The sequence below is a fragment of the Kitasatospora sp. NBC_00240 genome (assembly GCF_026342405.1).
Classification (GTDB): Bacteria; Actinomycetota; Actinomycetes; order Streptomycetales; family Streptomycetaceae; genus Kitasatospora.
In genome coordinates this window covers 364,607-382,039 of the sequence record NZ_JAPEMU010000002.1, presented here as the reverse complement: position 1 = coordinate 382,039, position 17,433 = coordinate 364,607, and the positions used below count along the sequence as shown (strand labels likewise).

At 70.8% G+C, this 17,433-nt stretch carries 20 protein-coding genes; 6 read left to right on the top strand and 14 right to left on the bottom strand.

Annotation, left to right across the window (positions count from 1 at the left end):
* A partial coding sequence (locus OG689_RS41555; RefSeq protein WP_266328355.1) for a hypothetical protein occupies positions 1-510 on the top strand: 510 nt, incomplete at its 5' end.
* Positions 511-644: 134 nt separating this feature from the next.
* Here OG689_RS41555 and OG689_RS41550 read toward each other — a convergent pair.
* The 8 genes from OG689_RS41550 to OG689_RS41515 form a co-directional block, all read right to left on the bottom strand.
* Positions 645-2,084 carry a replication-relaxation family protein gene (locus OG689_RS41550; RefSeq protein ID WP_266328353.1) on the bottom strand — a complete coding sequence of 480 codons (1,440 nt, stop codon included), beginning with the start codon at positions 2,082-2,084 and terminating at the stop codon, positions 645-647.
* 558 nt (positions 2,085-2,642) lie between these two features.
* Entirely contained in the window at positions 2,643-2,885 is a 243-nt protein-coding gene (locus tag OG689_RS41545) for a hypothetical protein (RefSeq protein ID WP_266328351.1), read from the bottom strand.
* Positions 2,886-3,184: 299 nt separating this feature from the next.
* The gene (locus OG689_RS41540) at positions 3,185-4,570 is read right to left on the bottom strand and encodes a hypothetical protein (RefSeq protein ID WP_266328349.1); all 1,386 of its coding nucleotides are present in this window, start codon (positions 4,568-4,570) and stop codon (positions 3,185-3,187) included.
* Positions 4,571-4,859: 289 nt separating this feature from the next.
* A complete protein-coding gene (locus OG689_RS41535) occupies positions 4,860-5,090 on the bottom strand; it encodes a hypothetical protein (protein WP_266328347.1) in 231 nt (76 codons plus the stop codon).
* A gap of 155 nt (positions 5,091-5,245) precedes the next feature.
* Positions 5,246-5,473: a hypothetical protein gene (locus OG689_RS41530; protein ID WP_266328345.1), complete on the bottom strand. Its 228-nt coding sequence runs from the start codon at positions 5,471-5,473 to the stop codon at positions 5,246-5,248.
* A 317-nt stretch (positions 5,474-5,790) separates the two neighbouring features.
* The gene (locus OG689_RS41525; protein ID WP_266328343.1) at positions 5,791-6,123 is read right to left on the bottom strand and encodes a hypothetical protein; all 333 of its coding nucleotides are present in this window, start codon (positions 6,121-6,123) and stop codon (positions 5,791-5,793) included.
* Between the two features lie 12 nt (positions 6,124-6,135).
* Positions 6,136-6,543, bottom strand: a complete 408-nt coding sequence (locus tag OG689_RS41520; protein ID WP_266328341.1) for a hypothetical protein — start codon at positions 6,541-6,543, stop codon at positions 6,136-6,138.
* A 670-nt stretch (positions 6,544-7,213) separates the two neighbouring features.
* Positions 7,214-7,828: a hypothetical protein gene (locus OG689_RS41515; RefSeq protein ID WP_266328339.1), complete on the bottom strand. Its 615-nt coding sequence runs from the start codon at positions 7,826-7,828 to the stop codon at positions 7,214-7,216.
* Positions 7,829-8,021: 193 nt separating this feature from the next.
* On the opposite strand from OG689_RS41515, the gene OG689_RS41510 reads away from it, so the two are divergent.
* Positions 8,022-8,285, top strand: a complete 264-nt coding sequence (locus OG689_RS41510) for a hypothetical protein (protein ID WP_266328337.1) — start codon at positions 8,022-8,024, stop codon at positions 8,283-8,285.
* 71 nt (positions 8,286-8,356) lie between these two features.
* Here the strand turns inward: OG689_RS41510 and OG689_RS41505 are convergent, their stop codons facing one another.
* From OG689_RS41505 to OG689_RS41495, 3 genes are all read right to left on the bottom strand, one after another.
* Entirely contained in the window at positions 8,357-8,860 is a 504-nt protein-coding gene (locus tag OG689_RS41505) for a Pycsar system effector family protein (RefSeq protein WP_266328335.1), read from the bottom strand.
* Entirely contained in the window at positions 8,857-9,570 is a 714-nt protein-coding gene (locus tag OG689_RS41500; protein ID WP_266328333.1) for an adenylate/guanylate cyclase domain-containing protein, read from the bottom strand. Before OG689_RS41500 ends, OG689_RS41505 begins: the two co-directional genes overlap by 4 nt.
* Before the next feature lie 612 nt (positions 9,571-10,182).
* A complete protein-coding gene (locus tag OG689_RS41495; RefSeq protein WP_266328331.1) occupies positions 10,183-10,590 on the bottom strand; it encodes a hypothetical protein in 408 nt (135 codons plus the stop codon).
* A gap of 232 nt (positions 10,591-10,822) precedes the next feature.
* Here OG689_RS41495 and OG689_RS41490 point away from each other — a divergent pair, with 232 nt between their 5' ends.
* From OG689_RS41490 to OG689_RS41475, 4 genes are all read left to right on the top strand, one after another.
* A complete protein-coding gene (locus OG689_RS41490) occupies positions 10,823-11,332 on the top strand; it encodes an RNA polymerase sigma factor (RefSeq protein WP_266328329.1) in 510 nt (169 codons plus the stop codon).
* A gap of 170 nt (positions 11,333-11,502) precedes the next feature.
* On the top strand, positions 11,503-11,694 hold the full coding sequence (locus tag OG689_RS41485; RefSeq protein ID WP_266328327.1) for a hypothetical protein: 192 nt from the start codon (positions 11,503-11,505) through the stop codon (positions 11,692-11,694).
* 356 nt (positions 11,695-12,050) lie between these two features.
* Positions 12,051-13,199, top strand: a complete 1,149-nt coding sequence (locus OG689_RS41480; RefSeq protein WP_266328325.1) for a ParA family protein — start codon at positions 12,051-12,053, stop codon at positions 13,197-13,199.
* The gene (locus OG689_RS41475) at positions 13,196-14,236 is read left to right on the top strand and encodes a hypothetical protein (RefSeq protein ID WP_266328323.1); all 1,041 of its coding nucleotides are present in this window, start codon (positions 13,196-13,198) and stop codon (positions 14,234-14,236) included. Before OG689_RS41480 ends, OG689_RS41475 begins: the two co-directional genes overlap by 4 nt.
* 166 nt (positions 14,237-14,402) lie before the next feature.
* On the opposite strand, the gene OG689_RS41470 is transcribed toward OG689_RS41475, so the two are convergent.
* From OG689_RS41470 to OG689_RS41460, 3 genes are all read right to left on the bottom strand, one after another.
* Positions 14,403-14,660 carry a hypothetical protein gene (locus OG689_RS41470; protein WP_266328321.1) on the bottom strand — a complete coding sequence of 86 codons (258 nt, stop codon included), beginning with the start codon at positions 14,658-14,660 and terminating at the stop codon, positions 14,403-14,405.
* 999 nt (positions 14,661-15,659) lie between these two features.
* Complete coding sequence (locus OG689_RS41465) at positions 15,660-16,961, bottom strand: ArsB/NhaD family transporter (protein ID WP_266328319.1); 1,302 nt, start codon at positions 16,959-16,961, stop codon at positions 15,660-15,662.
* A complete protein-coding gene (locus OG689_RS41460) occupies positions 16,958-17,431 on the bottom strand; it encodes a CBS domain-containing protein (protein WP_266328317.1) in 474 nt (157 codons plus the stop codon). Before OG689_RS41460 ends, OG689_RS41465 begins: the two co-directional genes overlap by 4 nt.
* Between the last annotated feature and the right edge of the window lie 2 nt (positions 17,432-17,433).

Below are 17,433 nucleotides of genomic sequence, written 5' to 3'. Positions count from 1 at the left end.
GCGGGCGTCACCGAGCGCGCCGTGAGCCTCTACCTGGCCGGCACCCGCACTCCCCGGCCCGAGGTGCTGCCGCGTCTGGCGGCCGCCGTGGGGGCCGCCCCGGCCGACCTGTGCACGGTGGAGCACGAGTGCCTGGTGCACCTGCGGGTGTTCACCGGCCGCAGCCGCGCGGCGATGGCCCAGGCCCTCGGCATGGCCGAGGAGACCTACCGGCAGGTGGAGGTCACGGGCCACCGGGGCCGGGCGGCCACCAGCCGCTACGACGGGCGCCTGGACCGCTACATCGCCTGGGAGGAGTGGGCGGCGCCCGCGTACGGCGTGAGCGCGCAGCGGCTCGCCGAAGCCGAGCAGCACACCCGGCAGGCGTGGCAGGAGCTGCGGGCCGAGCGGCGGCGGGCGTGGCTGGAGCATCTCGACCAGGTGGAGCGGGCGCGGCTGGAGCGGCTCGGTCGGCGTGGGCGTCGGGCCCGCGGCGAGGGTGCGGTCCGGCCGCCCGACGCCGGCCGGTGACCGGACCCGCGCGCGGCCGTCTCCTGGTCCCGGCCGTGCGGCGGCCGTCGCCGCCGGCCATGGCAGGCACCGGCATTACGGGTGCGGTTTCCCCGCGTTGAATATGGGCGAATTGCATGGATTCGCGGGGTGGGTTATTCGGTTTTGAACCAGCGCTTTTTCTTCGGCTGCTCCGCCGGGCGGCGTAGGGGTGGTTCTCCTCGGAAGCTGCGGTTTTGGTAGCAGGTCCAGCATTCGATGGCTTCGGGGTCGTGGTCGATGAGGTTGTTCTCGATCAGGCCGGTGGTGCAGGTGACGCAGCGGTCGCGGGCTTCGGCGTCGCGTAGTTCTTGGGCGCGTTCGGCTTTCCGGGTGGCTTCGTACTCGTCGTGTGCGGTCTGGCGGCAGGGCTCGCAGTCGTCTGTGCCGTTGGGGCTGGCGTCGTCGGGGTCGTCGTATTCGTCGGGGCGGCGGTTGCAGGTGGGGCAGCGGTGGCGTTCCTGGTCGCGTTCCTGGTCGCGGGCGCGGCGCTCCTCGTGCTCGCGCCAGGAGCGCTCCTGGTAGGCGCTGTATCCGTCAGGGTCGGCGAGTGCGGCGGCGAGGGTCTGGCGGCCGCCGTGGCCGCAACGGTGCCAGGCCGGGCCGGCGAGGCCGAAGGCGCGCAGGTGCTCCAGGGTGGTGATCAGGATGGGGATCCGGTCGCTGAAGTCGGCGTAGTACTCGTCTCCGTGGCCGCGCATCCAGCGGGGCTTCCACCACTGGGTGGTCAGCTCCTCGATGCGTTCCATGCGGTTGGCCAGGGCAACGCGGCCGAGGTTGCCGCCGAGGACCAGGGCGACGGGCGGGTACGGGTCGTGCTCGTCCCAGTGGCTGCGGGGCGGCGTGCCGTAGAGCAGGTGCCAGTAGGGGACGGTTTCGCCCGCGCGCTTGGCCTCACGGCGGAAGAAGAGCTGGTAGCGCTCGAACTTCGCGGCGACGGCTTCGGGGGTCATGGTGCCCCGGTCCACCTCCACCAGGAGCACGGGCACCCCGGCCTGCGGGGCGCGCAGCACGGCGTCGGTGATGGCGCGCAGGCGGGGGCCGATCTCGTGGACGGTCTCGGTGGACCAGTCGGTGATGGTGCCGGTGCCGGGCCCGGCGTCGGGTGCGGTGCCTCCGGCGAGGATGGCGGCGATGGTCTCGTTCACCATGACGCTGTGCGGGGCGCCGGTGCGGCCGGCTCCTCGGGCGGTGCCGCCGAGGTCGCGGCCGGCGGGGAGGACCTCGGCGGCGGCGTCCAGGCCGGCCGGGGTGAGCCGCCAGAGCTTGTCCCGGGTGGTGGTGCGGCCCTCGGAGAGGGTCAGGCCGTGCAGGCCGAGGTCGAGCAGGGCCGCGCGCAGCGCCTTGTTGCTCTTGAGTCCGGGGCGGGTGATCCGCTGGAGTTGGTCTGCGGTGGCCACCTTGAGCACGCCGAGCGCGGCGAGCACGTCGGCGCGCATCCGGCTGGTCGAGCCGTTCGGGTAGTCGGTGGACCTGGCCCACGACGTCCCGCCGGGCCCGGCCGCTCCCGGCTCCACCGCCGGCTGGTCCTGTTTCTGTTGCTGGTCCCCGTTCATCCGCTGATGATCTCCCGGGCCACTGTCACCGCCTCGGGCCGGGGCCCCGCGCCCGCTTTCCCGCCCGCGCCCGACCTCCAGTCGGCGCCCGGCCACCCGGCCGGGGAGGGAGGGCAGCAGCGGCCCGGGAGCGTCACACACAACCCCAACCGACCAACTACCTACAAACAGAAGGAACGGGGTTGTCGAGACGGCGAAAAGGCGGCTTGTCCCGGGTCTGACCTGCGGTTTTGCCGCCCCTGGGCGGGAGGCGTGCGGTAGGGGTGGTGGTGCGGGTGCCGGTAGGGCCTGCGGTAGGGCTGACGGAAGCTCACCGGCCGGGGGTCCGGGCCGGGACAACTCCTGACGCCCGGCCCGGGAACGTGGGCGCGGGGCCAGAGGATCGGACGGCGGGTTGGTGCCTCACCGGGAGGTTCACCGGGAATCCCACCGGGAGCGCCACCCGGACCCGCAGGGCCCTCACCGATGCCTTGACGGCCTCTCAGCAGCCCGCCGGGCAGGCCCCGACGCTGGGTCCAGGCTACCGGTGCGGGGCCGCGTACGGGCCGTCTGGTCCTCTCACTGTGGGTCCTCTTCCGCGTTGCGTGCGGCGAGTTGCACCAACCATTCCTCGTAAGCGGCCAAGTAGTCATCAGCGAGCACCTTGGCCTGCGCGAGTGCGTCCTCCCCTGGCTCGGCGAGGTCGGCTGATGCGCCGTGGGCAACGGCGCAGCACAGTCCGCGCGCGAAGAAGTCGAGCAGTTTCTCCCGCTCCTGCGCCGCCTCTTCCAGCGTCGTGATCGGTTCGGGGGAAACGTGCACCGCAAGCCTCCTGTCGGAAAGGCGTCGGGGACGGCGACGGGACAGGGTGCGCCGACCCTTCGGACGTGGTGCGATCCTCCTCCGCCAACAGCAAGAACCCCTAATCGGCATCGACCGGGCCCTGCGAGAGGAGTGATCTGGCCGACGAACCGGCCTACCAAGGGCCCTTCACGGTCGCGTGCCAGGGGCCGGCCATGTCTACGGGCGGTGTCGGCTGCGGACCTGCGGACCGGCGGGCCTCTGGGAGAATCGGCGCGGCGGTGCGCGCCGCACACCATTGCCCGCGGCGCGCACCGCCTTCACGCCCGCCGGCCGCCTCGGCGTGCGAGGTGGGCCTGGCGGACGGTGCGGGCCGCCAGCTCCGGGCTGGCGTGGAACAGCGGCTCCCCGGTGTCGGTGTCGGTGAGGATGCGGCCGTCGGTGATGGCGGCCCAGCGCGGGACGGCGCCGATGCCGATCTCGACCCAGCCGACGATCTCCCCGTCGTGCAGCACGAAGTACGCGAGAGCGTTGCTCTTCCAGCCGGCCAGCTCCCAGCCGGCGCCGAGCTGCGGGAGTGCCAGCAGGATGTCGCAGTCCCCGAAACCCCGCTCGTACGGGTTCCGCGGCGCAGCCGGGGCCGGTGCGGCAGAGGCGGATGCGGGGGCGGCGAGCGCGGGTGCGGGTCGGGTGTCGGTCTGCGGGACGGCGGCCGCCCTTGCGGGCGCGGTGTCGTTGCGCAGCTGGGGTGAGACGCGGGCGAGGACCTGCGGGCTGGTCAGGATGCGCCGGGCCTCCTCCAGTTCGGCCTCGGTCGGCTGCGGCCGGTTTTCGAAGCGCTCCGTATCCGGCCCGGGCGTCGGGGCCGGGCCCGGCCCGGGCGCGGTGCCGGGCCTGGTTGTCCAGCCGGCGGGGCCGGGGAATCGTCCGGTTGTCCCGCCCGCAGGCTGCATGATTTCGAAGCGCCGGTCCGAAAAGGCCGGGCCGTCAAGGTCCGGCGCGGGGGTATCAAGGTGTCCGGGGAAGGCATCAAGGTGTCCGGCGGGAGCGCCGGCTGCGCGGCTGCGCAGTGTGGCGGTGGCTGTGCCGGCGGGGGCGGGGACGGCCGCGGTTGTCCCGTCGGCGGGGGTCGCGATTTCGAAGCGCCGATCCGAAAAGGCCGGGCCGTCAAGGTGCACCTCGGGGGTATCAAGGTGTCCGGGGGCGGCGTCAAGGTGAGCTGCGGGGCGCGGTGCGCGGGCGGCCAGGGCGTCGTCGTGCGCGGCCTGCGCCGCTTCCAGGAGCTGCTCGGTGAACGCCTGGACCGCGCTGCGCAGGCCGGTCAGGGCCTGGGCGGGGTCGCGGGCGTCGAGGGTGCGGGCGTACCAGTAGGCGGCGCCGGCGAGGGCGTCGGCCAGCTCCAGGACCCGGCGGCGGGGGCCGGCCGGCTCGTCCTCGGCGGCGGCCGCCAGGACGCCTGGCGGGAGCGCGACCGCGGCAGCGGCCGGGGCGGCGGGCGCCTCGGGGGCGGGCGGCTTGGGGGCGGGCGGCTTGGGACGGGCGGCGAGGCGTCGGCGGGCGGCCTTCGACTTGCACGACAGATCGCAGTAGGCCCGGGGCCGGCCCTTCGCCGAGGGCGGCAACGGGGCCTCGCACCAGCCGCACGGCGGGCCCGGCGAGGCCGTACCCGAGGGGTCGTCATTTCGTGGCGGTGCTTCGGAAGTCATCGGATGATCTTACCCACGGATACGAAGCGCGCTACGGAATAAGGCCCGCCCCCGGCTCCACCTCGCCGGCCGCCGACTGCACCGCGCACGCGTCCCGGGCCGCCGCACTGCGCAGCACGACCCGCCCGGCAGCCGGCTCTGCGCAGCCGCGCAATGCGTGCGCAAAGGCCGCGCTGCGCAAGGGGGTGCGTGCGCAAAGCGGCCTTTGCGGGAGTGCGGGTGCGTGCCCAGGCGCCTTTGCGGAATTGCGCAGCTGTCCGCGCTCCCGCAAAGGCCGCTGCGCGGTCGGTCAGCGGGTGGCGCCGTCGGCCGGGTAGGCGGCGCCACCGGGGCCCAGGCGCCGGCGGCCGGTCGACGGCTGGGCGCACTGCGGCACGTCGTCCTCGTCGGCCGGGGCGGGCGGCTCCAGGAAGGGCGCGCGCTCCACCGGCAGCAGCCGCTCCCCGTCCTCGGCAGGCAGCGGGGCGTCGACGGGGGACGAGGAGAACGGGCTGTGCAGCGCACGACGGTCGGCAGACATCCCGTCAGTCTTCCAGCCCGAGCTGGCGGCCCGTGACACGACGTCCGGTCGTTGCTGGTCGGGACCGGAACCTCTTTACGGGGTCGGGCGCCGCCGGGTGCTGGTCGTCGGACAGGAACGAGGCCCCGGCCGATGGCCGGGGCCTCATGGTGCCACTAGCTGCCGCGAACCTTTCGGCGCAGCAGGACCGCGATGGCGCGCAGGTGGTTCGCCACGGCCCGCAGGTGTCCGCGGACCGTGTCTGCCGGCACTGCGGTCATCGACCCGCAGGGCGCGAGCGGATGGGACGTCGCTGCGGCCAGGCCCAGGACCGCCACCAGGACGGAGAGCACCTGCCCCAACGCGCCCATCACGGTCGAGCCCACGGAAATGATTTCAGACATCACTGAACTCTCTGAATCGTCACGAGCCGCGCGATCGTTTCAAAGACACTGAACAAAATGACAGCGATGAATTACATCTTGCACACAGAAAACATCGAGAAATTCAGCATCTTTGCGACATTCAGAAGATTAAGTGGCTCTTTGCATTTGAAAGCTCGAAAAGAAACGATTTCGGCGGGCGCCGGTCGTACGCGGCTAGAGAGACGCTATCGGAGCGAGGCCGTCCTTGCGCCAATTGCGGCAGTTCGGCACGGATGTCCGCCGCGGCGGCTATCCTGCACGGCCCGACGCCCGAACGGGTCGGGCAAGTCGGGCCGCTACCCCGCGTCGGCCGACTCCGGCGTCGGCTCGGTGGCGTGGAACAGCGCCTCGTCGGTCGCCGCCCAGCAGCCCTCCGCCAGCGCCCGCACCATCGTCGGATGCCGGCGCACCGCCAGGACGGCGGCATCGCGTGCCGCGCGGAGCTCGGCGAGGCGCTCGCGCTGCTCCGGCTCCCACATGGCGCGGACGTCCGTCTGCTCGGGGTCGGGGTACTGCTCGCGGCGCAGGGCCTCGACCTCGGCGACGAACTGGTTGAGCTCGGCCCAGGCCGCGTCGCGGGCGCGGCGCAGGTCCAGGAGGTCGGCGGGGATGGGCAGAGCGTCGGGCATGGGCTGATCCTCCTAGGTTCGGTGCGGGCCCGGCCCGCGGCGCGCGCCAGGCGTTCGGGTGTCGTCCCCGCCGGCCGGCATGCCGCGGGCAGCGCCCTGGCGGCCGGCCGGGTCGGCGGCCTGGGGCGGCGGTGCGGGGTGGAGGAGGACCGCCGGGCGCAGACTCCACGGGGCATACAGGACCCAGGCGGCGCCGTAGGCCCCGGGGGACCAGCGGACGCGGCCGGCCCAGCCGAGCGGCAGCCGCCGCCAGGCACTCAAAACGCCCGGCCGCCAGGTGCCGTTCACCCGCACCTCCACGACCCGCCACACCGGCACCCCGTGGTCCGGCACCCCAGCCACCGCCACGTCCGGCAGCAGCCGGGCGGCCAGATGCGGCGCGCACTCCGGCGGCGGGATCGGACGAGAACGGGACGACACCCCTCATCATCGAACACAAGTTCGAAACGATGCAAGATCCGGCCTGCTCACGAGGGGGTTGACTCGCGAAATCCCGCGTGTACCCTCCGCCGGCCCGCCCGCCCGGACAGCGCCCGTCACGGCCCCCGGAAACCGGCGGCCGGACCCCCTTGACCGCCGTTCTCCCGCGCCTATCTTCCGGTGCCACAGGCCGCCGTCGACGGGCTCACGGTACCCCCGTTGCACCCCGGGTCATCGGCGAGCAGGCCTGTCCGTAAGTACGAGATGAAGGAGAAGAGGCGCGGACGAGACGCAGAGCGCAGCGCGTTGGGACGGCGTGGAGCGCAGGGCCGGGGTGGAGCGCAGGAAGCCGCCGGCCGGACCCGCCCGGTCGGCGAGGCGATCGGCGGGGCGGCGGATGACCGAGGCCGTAGTCACCGGCGCTGGGGCCGATCTGCTGAGCATGGGGGTGCAACTGCTGACCGCGTACCTGCTGGCGCGCTAGCACTGACACCTCGGCCCCGACCGGACGGCGGACAAAGGGCGGCCCCTGATAGCGGGGGCCGCCCCCTTGGAGGGCCCGGACGGCGCCACCGGCTCGGACCAGCCCAATACTCGCTGGTCTCTGCGACGTCCTCGCCGCGGCCGCACAGCCCTCGGCTGGGCAGGGACTCCTCGTCAGCCTCGGGCTCTACCGCAGCCTGGAAATGCGCGGCGGAGGCGGGACATTGGCGATCTGTGAGCGGCGCCAGGTGTCCGTGCTGTCCTGGGCCTGGCATTGGAAGGTGAAATGGACGGGCGTCGCGGCGCTTACCGGACCGGTCTCTACGAGAACTACGAGAACGGTGAAGCTGCCGCCCCTGGCAACCCGGCCGGCTTCGAAGGTCGGCTCTGTCGATACCCCTCCTGCGGAGCCGGGGTCTGGCACCTGAAGGCCCCGAACGCCCTCCCCCTCCACGTGGACCAACACGGAGGCCAGCGCGGGCCCGGAGTCCTGCGTGACCTCGAAATGCCTGACGTGGTTGGATCCGCGCCATGCGCCGCTGCATCGGACCGTGAACTCCGGTCCGCGGGCCTCCCTCCGGTCTGCGTCTTCGGAGTCGAGCTGGCGGCGCATCAGGGCAACCTGGTCCTCAGCGGCCTTGGTCGCCTTTTCGGCGGCCACCGCCTGGCGCTCGGCGAAGGCGGCGGCGTCCCTGGCGCTCTGCGCCTGGGCGCTGGCGATGCGCGCCTGCCAGATCGCAAGGAGGGCGGCCCCACCGCTGATGCAGGCCGACACAATCGCGGTCTTCAGTCCGCCGTCCACGGCGTCCTCCCCTCGGCGGTCCGCACCGGTCGCGAACCTTCCGGCACCTTAGCGGCGAAGGCAGCAACGGATAGCGGTGGTGTTCCTTCTCCTCTGGGCGCCCGCCGATGGCCCCGCACGGAAGGCACCGACGGGCGCCGGCCCCTACTTGGACGCACGCTGGTAGGACGCGATCCCGTACTGCGAGGTAGCCATGACGAATTTCGCGCTCTACATCGAGAACCAGCACATCAAGGTGGCCTTCACTGGTGTGTCATCTGCCGACGCCAGAAACGGGATCGGCCTGGTCCTCCTGGACCTGGCCGACAAGGACAAGAAGCCAACGGTCGCTGCGGTGAGCGACATCGAATACCACGTCAGTTATGCCGTGACCGGCCCGGTCAACCGTGAACAGCAACGCAAGCTCGCCGAGCGGATCATCGAATTGGTCCCCGACATCACCGAAGCGGGAGGCTGACCCGCCCGGCCCTGTCGGGGCCGGCCCTGTCGGGGCCGGGCCGGGCGGGTCAGCCCGTCAGGTCTCACGGTTCAGGCCATGACGCCGGCGAGGGCAACCAGTGCGGAGCCGACGACAGCGAGGATGAAAGAGATCCGGACGCGGGCGTGCTTCGTCCAGGCGATCTCGCTCATGACGATGAGCTGGCGGGACAGGACGGGAAGCGGGTCCTTGGTCTTCAGGGCCTCGACAAGGTCGTCCGCCTTCCACTGCTTGAGGTGCCCGAAGAAAACGAAGTTCTCGGACCCTTCGGTGGGCATCGCGCGTCGGCGGATGTTCGGGGAGACGACGGCGATGGCGTACAGCGCCGCGACCGCGATGAAGGCCACCCCGGTCCAGAAGAACCCGTTGGTCCAGAACCCAGTGAGGTGCCGCAGCCGGTCGCCGGCGTTGAAGATGGCGCCGATCGCCACCAGCACCGCGGACTCCACGGTGAGCGCGAACGACGCCTTCGCGTCGACCTTGCCCGTCCAGTCGGCCAGCGCCGCATGTATCTTCCACGCCGTCTCCACCGCGACGGGATCGGAGGTCGTCACGAGACCACCCGTCCCCAGTTGGAGCGGTAGACCGTGCGCTGGACACCGTTGATGGTCTGGACGCTCTCCTGCCACATCGGCTTGCCGTCAGAAACCCTGCGGTCGGGCGACATGGTGTCGTAGACAGCCTTGGTGATGTACGTACGGCACTGCGGCGACTCCCGGATATCGCTGAGCTTGGCCGCAATGTTGGCGGCCTCGCCCACCGAGATGAGGTCGTTGTGCTCGCGGATGCCGGCCCGGGCCATGAAGACCTTCCCGGAGGCGATGCCGCTGACATGGCTGAGGACGAAACCCTTGGCGCCGAGCGAGGGCAGTCGGCGCTCCAGCGCGGGCCAGACGAAGGTGTCGGTGGCGTACTTGATCTCCATGGCGGCTTTCGCGGCCCGGGAGTTCTTGTTGTCCCCGATGAAGATGCCCATGACCCGGTCGCCATCGAAACTGCGGATGTGACCGTCGTGGTAGCGGATGATCCGGCAGGCGGTGCTGAGGAACGCGCGCATCACCTTCGCCGCAGTGCCCGGCTCGAAGTCGGTGACGAGCTGAGTGGAGCCCATCATGTCGGCGTAGAGGTAGACCGCGTCGAGGACCCTCGCGCCGTTCTTCAGGGCGATGTCGGTGGTCTTCGGAACAACGGTGCCGTTGGTTGTCTGCCAGTCGTGGCCGATAAGGTCCGTCAGATTCTGGTTGATCGTGTCTTTCAGTCCCACTGAGGGTGATGTCCTTCCGGGAGCGCAGATGGTGCGGCCCGGGACAGTGGCATGGAGCCGACATGGCATGACCAAACCACAATCTGTGGGACGTATATGACATACAACCACTACATGTAGGGCCCCGCGCAAGCGAATGGCCCAGATACGTTCGACGTGTGAGCTTCGCCGGCCACCAACCGCCTCGGGCACCTTCCCGGGATGGAGGAGGACGCAGGCTTCAGGGAGTGCGAAGGACCAAAGCGGCGCCGTACCGGGCAGGCGACCAGCGGACGTGGCCGACGCAGCCGAGCAGCAGGCGCCGCGAGTGGCTCACCCAACCCCACCCGGTCTGCGCGCAGACTCCCCGGACAGGAGAAGCGGCGCCCGGCCGATGGGCCAGGCTGCCTTCTCGCATCTGGGTCCTACTGGCCGCGGAGGCTGTTCTTGGGCACGACGGCCTGAGCCTCCACGCGGCAGCGCGGCCGGAGGAGGCCATCAGGTCGGTGCTGATCGCGTGGACTGCGGAATCTGTCCAATTGGACACATGGGTACTACAAAGGGCCCGCACTGCCGGCAGTTGCCGAAGTGCGGGCCCTTCTCACGTTGCAGCTGGGTCAGTCCGCGGTGCGCTTACCGCGTCGTGAAGCGCAGAGAAAGACCGGCCGCAGCAGCCTCCCGGGCCGCTCCCCCGAGGGCCAGGGCGCCAACAAGCTTCAGGCAGCCGAAGTAGCGCCAGTACCGGCCGGATCCGGGACGGAGCTGCTTGGCCAGCTCATCGGACCAAGGACCCCGCAGGTGACGCCACGTCGACGCTGTGAGCTGGGGACGGACGGTCAGTTGCAGGAGCAGCCCGGGTAGGCGCAGGAGCGACGTGCGAACGATCGCCGTGGTGAGTTCGAGGAGCACGGCTGCGACGACGGCCGCAACGAGGGCGGTACGCCAGCCCCAGATGTCTTCGCCGAGGACGGTGGCCTCGGGCAACCGGGCCTGCAGGTCGACAAGTGTGCTGTTCAGCGGGAAGGCCAGTGGTGTGTCCATACCTTCTCGACGGAGTGGCGGCCTGCGCCTTTCACCGGCAAGCGCGCAGGACGTCGTGACCACGGGCCCTGACTGTCACGGTGCAAGGAATCAGAGACCTGCCCCGTCAATCCATCGAGAGGTGGGATCCCCGCCGCTGTAAGAACTAGAAGAAGGGACACCCATGGCGAGGTCGGAAGAGGCCACGGGTCGCTGGTCGGCGCCGAGGAACGATGCGGAACAGGAGGAACTGGTGCGTGAGGTGATCGCTCGCCTGCGTCCGGCTCTCCGGCGGATGACAGGCGACTACCAGGCGGCCGACGCCATTGCGTACGAGGCCGGTTTTCGGTTGCTCAATCAGATCCGCAACAAGGGCGAGGACTTGCGCACGCCGATGGCGTGGGCGGCCACGGTGGCTCGGCGACTGGCACTCGACTACCTGCGCCGGGCACCGGTACGCCGCGAGCAGCCGGTGGATGTGCTTCCTGAGGGCAGCGGATACCCGGGGATGTCCGACAGTCCGGACACGTCCAACCCGGGTGCCCGAATGGAATATGACGAAATGTTGCAGTCGGTTCGGAAAGCCATCGGCGACGAACAGGACGCCAGGATTTGGGAGTTGCGAAAGATCTGGAAGCTGAGCGGAGCAGAGGTCGCGGTGGCGATCGGTGTCTCCGAAGCCACTGTGTCCCGCGCACTGAGCCGAGCTGCAGCCAAGGCCCCCACTGCTGAGGGGCTGCCCCGACCACGCTCGGGAATCTGAGGAAATTTGGGCCGGGTCTCGGGTCCACGGTCCGACCGACTTGGTCGGCCCGTGAGCCCGGGTCCGGGTCACAAGGGTGCCTCGGAAACCGAAGGATCGGGCTGGCCCAGCGGTTTTTCCATGGCGGGAACACGCGGGGTCGGCGAACGGGATATGGGAAAGGAATGATCATGGAGGGATGGAACGTGCAGATGCAGGCGTCGCTGCGTGAGGGAGACGAGATCGCCGTCGGGCCGGAGTGGGACGCACTGTGGGAGAGGTTGTCCGCCGCCGCCGACGAGCTGGGGTCGGACACCAACGAGATGGCCGGCGACGTGTCGATGTGGGACGTGCCCTGGTCCGCCACAGAGCTGGGAGCTTGAGGAGATGATCGAGATCGCTTCGGCGCGCAGCGTCGTCGTCGCACAACTTCTGATGCTCGTCGCAGGACTGCTTCAAGGACCAGCGTTGCTAGCGCTGATAGCTCTGGCCGTCATCACAAGTGCACGGTCAGGTGTACTCACACGACGGTGGCACCTGACTCGCAGCTCGGTTCAAGCCGCAATTTCAAGGCAGTTGCCAAGCTGACAGGGGAATGCTGCCCGCCGCAGACGGAAGCTGCGGTGGGCAGCAACCTCGATAGATCGGGCGCCGGTCGCAAGGCACCAGAAGGTCGTGGGTGGGCGACGCACCGGGGTGAGAGCGACATCCACACACCGGAACAGGTAATTTGCTCGCCATGACCACCTTGCCTCCCGCCGAGCAACGTGAAAAGTTGCTCGTCAATATCACTCCGCAACTGCGACGGCGCCTGAAGGTCCGGGCCGCCGAGTGCGGCCTGAACGTCCAGGACGCGGCCGAGCACGCCGTCAGCCGCTGGTACGAAGCACCTGCTCCCGAGCCGGTGGAAACCTCCGGCGCGAAGAGCTGGGGCGTGCTGCTCCCGGCCGGCGGGCCCGACAAGTTCGCGACCGCCTGCGCCGCCCGGGAGGTGACCAAGGTCCAGGGCTTCGCACAGGCCATAGAGCTGTGGCTCAGCGAGCACCCCTCGCCGGCGCGACCGCTGGTCGCGCAGCCCGTGCAGCGGATCCTGGTGGCCAACCAGAAGGGCGGTGTCGGTAAGACCTTCGTCGCCGGCGGGGTAGCGCAGGCCGCGGCGGAATCGGGCAAGCGGGTGCTGCTGGTCGACTACGACCCGCAGGGTCACCTGACGTCGCGCCTCGGCTTGGAGGGGCTGGAGGACGGCGAGGAGAGCCTGCTGACGCACATGCTGGGCCGCGGCCGGCGTGATCTGCGGGAGCTGCTGACCGCGCTGGACGAGGAGCGGTTCGGCGGGCGCCTGCATGTGCTGCCGGCGTGCGACGACGCGTTCCTGCTGGACGCCGAGCTCGCGGTGCTGCGGCACGGGCGCGACACGTGCCTGGAGCGGGCGCTGGAGTCGGTCGAGCAGGACTACGACCTGATCGTGCTGGACGGCCCGCCGAGCCTGGGCCTGGGCATGGACGTCGCGCTGAACTACGTGCGCCGGCGCGACGGCGAGCGCACCAACCGCTCCGGGGTTCTCATCCCGGTGTGGGCGGACCAGTCGAGCCACCGGGCCTACCGGATGCTGAACGCGCAGATCGAGACGCAGCTGCAGATCAACCGGGTGACGATCGACCAGCTCGGCTTGGTCGTCAACGCTTACGACTCCCGGCGCGGGATCACGGTGACCAAGAACTACGACCTGTGGATGGAGCGTGCTGAGAGGCCGGCTGTCCGGGCCACCTTCAAGGACCTGAAGGAGGGGCGGGAGTCTTCCGACTACTGCCGTCCTCTTCTGGACTACGCCCCCGACAGCGAGCTGTCCGAGACCATGCGCGATCTGGCCCTGGAGCTGACCACATGAGCGCACAGAGGCGCCCCGCCGACTTCCCGCAGCCCCAGGAGCGGAAGTCCGCGGTGAAGACCCGGGCTGAGCGGATGGCGGAGTTCGATCGCCGGCAGCAGGAGCAGGAGTCCCAGGAGCAGTCGAACACGACTGCAGTTGTGCCGGCGCAGGCGGCCGGAGCAGCGGATGTATCCCCCGCGCAGACGGTTCTCGCCCTGTTCGAGCAGGATCCAGAGAGCATCGGCGCGGCAGTCATCGGCACCGACCCCAGGGCGGCGGCGATCGTCGCGGCCCGTCTGGACGCCGGCGCGGCCGTGGCGGCCGTGGCGGCCGTCGGCGACGCGCTCCCCGACCCGTCGGAGCTGCCCGAGGTCGCCGAGGGCGACGACTCGGAGCTGACGTCGGTCCAGGCCGAGCTGCGGGCGCAGTGCGACGCAGCCATCGCGGCGGCACAGGGCGCGGCGGACGCCTCGGTGTGGACGATCGGCCGGGCTCTGGACGTGGTGGCCCGGCAGCGACTGCACCGCGGGACGCACCCGACGCTGGACGCGTATGTGCAGGACGTGGTCGGAAAGGCCTACCGGCAGACGAAGCGTTGGCGCGACGGGTGGCCGCTGGCCCAGGCGGCGGCCGCGATGTGTCCAATTGGACAGATCGCACCGAACGAGGGTCAGGTGCGCGAGCTGCTGACTGCCGAGGGCCGCTATGGCCGCCAGGTCGCCGCCGAGCTGTATGCCGCCGTTGTGGGCGAGGCAGACAAGCAGAAGGCGCGCGTGACCGCCTCCATGCTCGCCACCGCACGCGAGGCACTGCCCGCCTCCCTGCCCCGGGAGCACGCCCCCGCCCTGGAGCGCGCGGCGGTCAAGGCACTGCGCTCGCAACCGCCGGCGGCTGCGGCCAAGGCGTCCGCGCCGAAGGCGGGACGGCAACAGTCGGCCGAACCGACGCTGCCCTGGGACAGGCCGGTGGCGGTCCATGAGCTGCTGCGTGAGCACATGTCGGCTGACCACCGGGCCGAGCTGGCGGAACTGCTCATCGCCGACGTGTCCGACTGACGCCCCTTCGGGAGCCGGATCTGCCCCATTGGACAGATCCGGCCCACGGCCCCGCCACGATTCCCAATGTGTCCAATTGGACAGATCCGGCCGTCGGCGGGGGCAGAAGACGCGAAAGGCCCCGCTCCCCGGCCAGTGCCGGGTGCGGGGCCGTCGTTCGTTGCGGCTACTCGGCGGTGCGCTCGCCGCGCTTGATAGCGCGGACCGTGTTGGTTGCGAGGCGCAGTCGGTTGGCGAGGGGTTCGACGGGGACGCCTCTGAGGAGGGCGGCGCGGATGGCGCGGTCGCGCTGGGTCTTGTAGCGCTGGCGGATGCCAGCGCCGGCGAGGGTGTGTTGGATGGCGATGGCGGTCCAGGCGGCCGCGATGCCCTGCCAGTTGCGGGCGCGGTTGCGGAGGTTGGCGGCGGTGGGGTTCGTGGACATGGCGGTCTCCTCACCCGGGCCCGGTCGGGCCCTGGAGTGCACGGTGGGGCCGGGCGCAAGATCGGGCAAGACCGCCGTTTCGGCCACCCACCGGCGGCCCTGCGCCAGACAGAGCTGGATGCCGGGACCGAAACGCAGAAAAGGGCCTGCCCCTCCGGCTGAGTGCCGGGGAACAGGCCCTTCGTCGTACGGGGATCAGATGGACGGACGGACGGTGGCGGGGTCGAGGCCGATGGCGCGGGTGACGACGGGCAGGGCGGCGGTCCAGTCGCCGTCGAAGTGCACGGCCTTGTCGCAGACGTACGCGGCTGCGCCGAGCTTGAGGTTGGTGACCAGGATTTCCCCACGCCCCAGTACGCGCGCTCGGGATCGGGGTCGACGAAGGCCGGCAGGCCGGAGTACCAGGTGACCCAGTCGGCGACCTCCGGCAAGAAGACTCGCGGCCGGGCCGTGTAGACGAAAACGGCCCGGCGCCGGGCGAGAGCGCGCAGTGCGTCGATGGCGCCGGGTTGGGGCAGGCCGATGCGGCCGCCGAGCCAGGGGCCGGCCTGGGTGAGTTCCCTATAACGTCAGCGTGTCGAAGGGCCAGGGGCTCCCACGGTGGATTGCTGGTGGCACTCGCTGTTGCCCCCTGGGTCGGCCCGGCCCGGGTGCCCGCCTGGTGATCGATGAGCGCGGAAAGGGCCGTCAAGGCCCGGGTCCGGCGGCAGCCGCGATTTCGTGATCGGCGCGGTGAGGCCGGCCGACGGCCCTGCCAGCAGGGCCAAACCGAGTCCGGCCCGGGCGGCGTTAGCGGCCCGGATCAGCAGCCCGCCGGAGGCCCCGTGCCGTCCGGAAGGAAGAGCGCTGCGGGCCAAATTCGAAGAGAGGTCGTCGCGCGCGGGTAGCGGTGCCCTGGGGGACCGTCGGGGGCTGCGCTGCTTGTCTGTCGGCCAGGGCAGCACTGGTCAGGATCGAGGACGGGTTCCGGTGTCGGACGCGTGACCACGTCCAGGGTTTTCATCCTGCGAGGGCGAAGTAGCGGATCCAGAGGTAGAGGGCGGAGACGGCGATGGTGATGGCGGCGACGGGGGCGCCGTAGCGGGTGAAGGTCCAGAAGGTGATGGGGGTGCGGTTGCGCTCGGCGATGCCGAGGACGACGACGTTGGCGGAGGCGCCGATGGCGGTGGCGTTGCCGCCGAGGTCGGCGCCGAGCGCGAGGGCCCACCACAGCACGACCCCGTACGGCTCGCCGACGGTGTGGACGAGGTCGGCGGTGATGGGGGCCATGGTGGCGACGTAGGGGATGTTGTCGACGACCGCGGACAGCACCCCGGACGCGACGAGCAGGAGCATCACGGCGCCGAGCGGGTTGCCGCCGGTGGCGTCCGCGAGGGCTTTGGAGACGGTTTCGATGACACCGGTCTCGATGAGGGCGCCGACCATGATGAACAGTCCTGCGAAGAAGGCGAGGGTGGGCCATTCGACCTCGGCGAGGATGTCCTTGACCTCGACCTTCGAGATCGCCACCAGCAGGCCGGCGCCGAGGAGCGCGACCACCGAGGGTGCGTAGTGGACGACGGGGTGCAGGACGAAGCCGGCGATGACCAGGGTGAGGACGGCGAGGCCCTGGGCGAGGAGGCGGTGGTCGTGGATCGCCTCGCGTTCGTTGAGCTCCATGACCTCGGCGGCGCGGTCCTCGTCGTAGACGAAGAACCGGCGGAACATGAGCCGGCACATCACCAGCAGCACGCCGGTCAGGACAATGGCGAGCGGGGCGAGGTGGACGAGGAAGTCGTTGAAGTTCAGGCCGCCACGGCTGGCGATGATGATGTTCGGCGGGTCGCCGACCAGGGTCGCGATCCCGCCGATGTTGGAGGCGAGGACCTCGGCGATCAGGTACGGGGCGGCTTTGAGCTTGAGTCGCTGGCAGACCAGCAGGGTGACCGGGGCGACCAGCAGCACGGTGGTCACGTTGTCGAGCAGCGCGGAGGCGACCGCGGTGATCACCACGAGCATCGCCATGACGCGAAAGGGTTTGGCGCGGGCGCGCTTCACGGACCAGATGGCCAGGTACTCGAAGAGACCGGTGCGTTTGAGGACGCCGACGATCATCATCATGCCCATGAGCAGGAAGATGACGTTCCAGTCGATGCCGGAGTCGGTGGAGAAGAACGCGGACTCGTCGTCGGTGGCGCGGATGGCGAGCATGAGTGCGGCTCCGCCGAGGGCCGCGGCGACCCGGTGCACCCATTCGGTGATGATCAGGACGTAGGAGGCGGCGAAGACCGCCAGCGCCGCCCAGGCTTGCCAGTTGTTCACGCGTTCCCCAGGAGTCGGTGCAGCAGGTTGGAGGCGGTGATGACGCCGAGCAGCTCCCCGCCGCTCCCGCCGCGGCGGTCGGCGGGGCGTTCGACGACGGCGACGAGCGGGCTGCGGGTGCGGGCCATGAGGGCCGCGACCTCCACGGCGGTGTCGTCCGCGTCGGCGACGGCCGGCGCGGGCGTGTCCTTCGGGAGGCACTCGCGCACTCGTACCCCCGTCAGTTCGTCGCAGAGCCGGTCGGCGTGGGCCTCGTCGATGACCGCCGCGAGGGAGGGGTCCTCGATGATGTAGCCGGGGACCAGCAGGCGCACGAGCTGGGAGGCGGGCAGGATCGCGACCGGCGTGGCCGGGCCGTCGACGACCAGGATGCCGGGCAGGCGGTGTTCGGCAAGGAGGCGGGCGGCGTCCAGGGCCTGGTCGTCCAGACTCACGGTGGGGAACGGTTCGGCGAGGTCGCGTGCGCGCATCG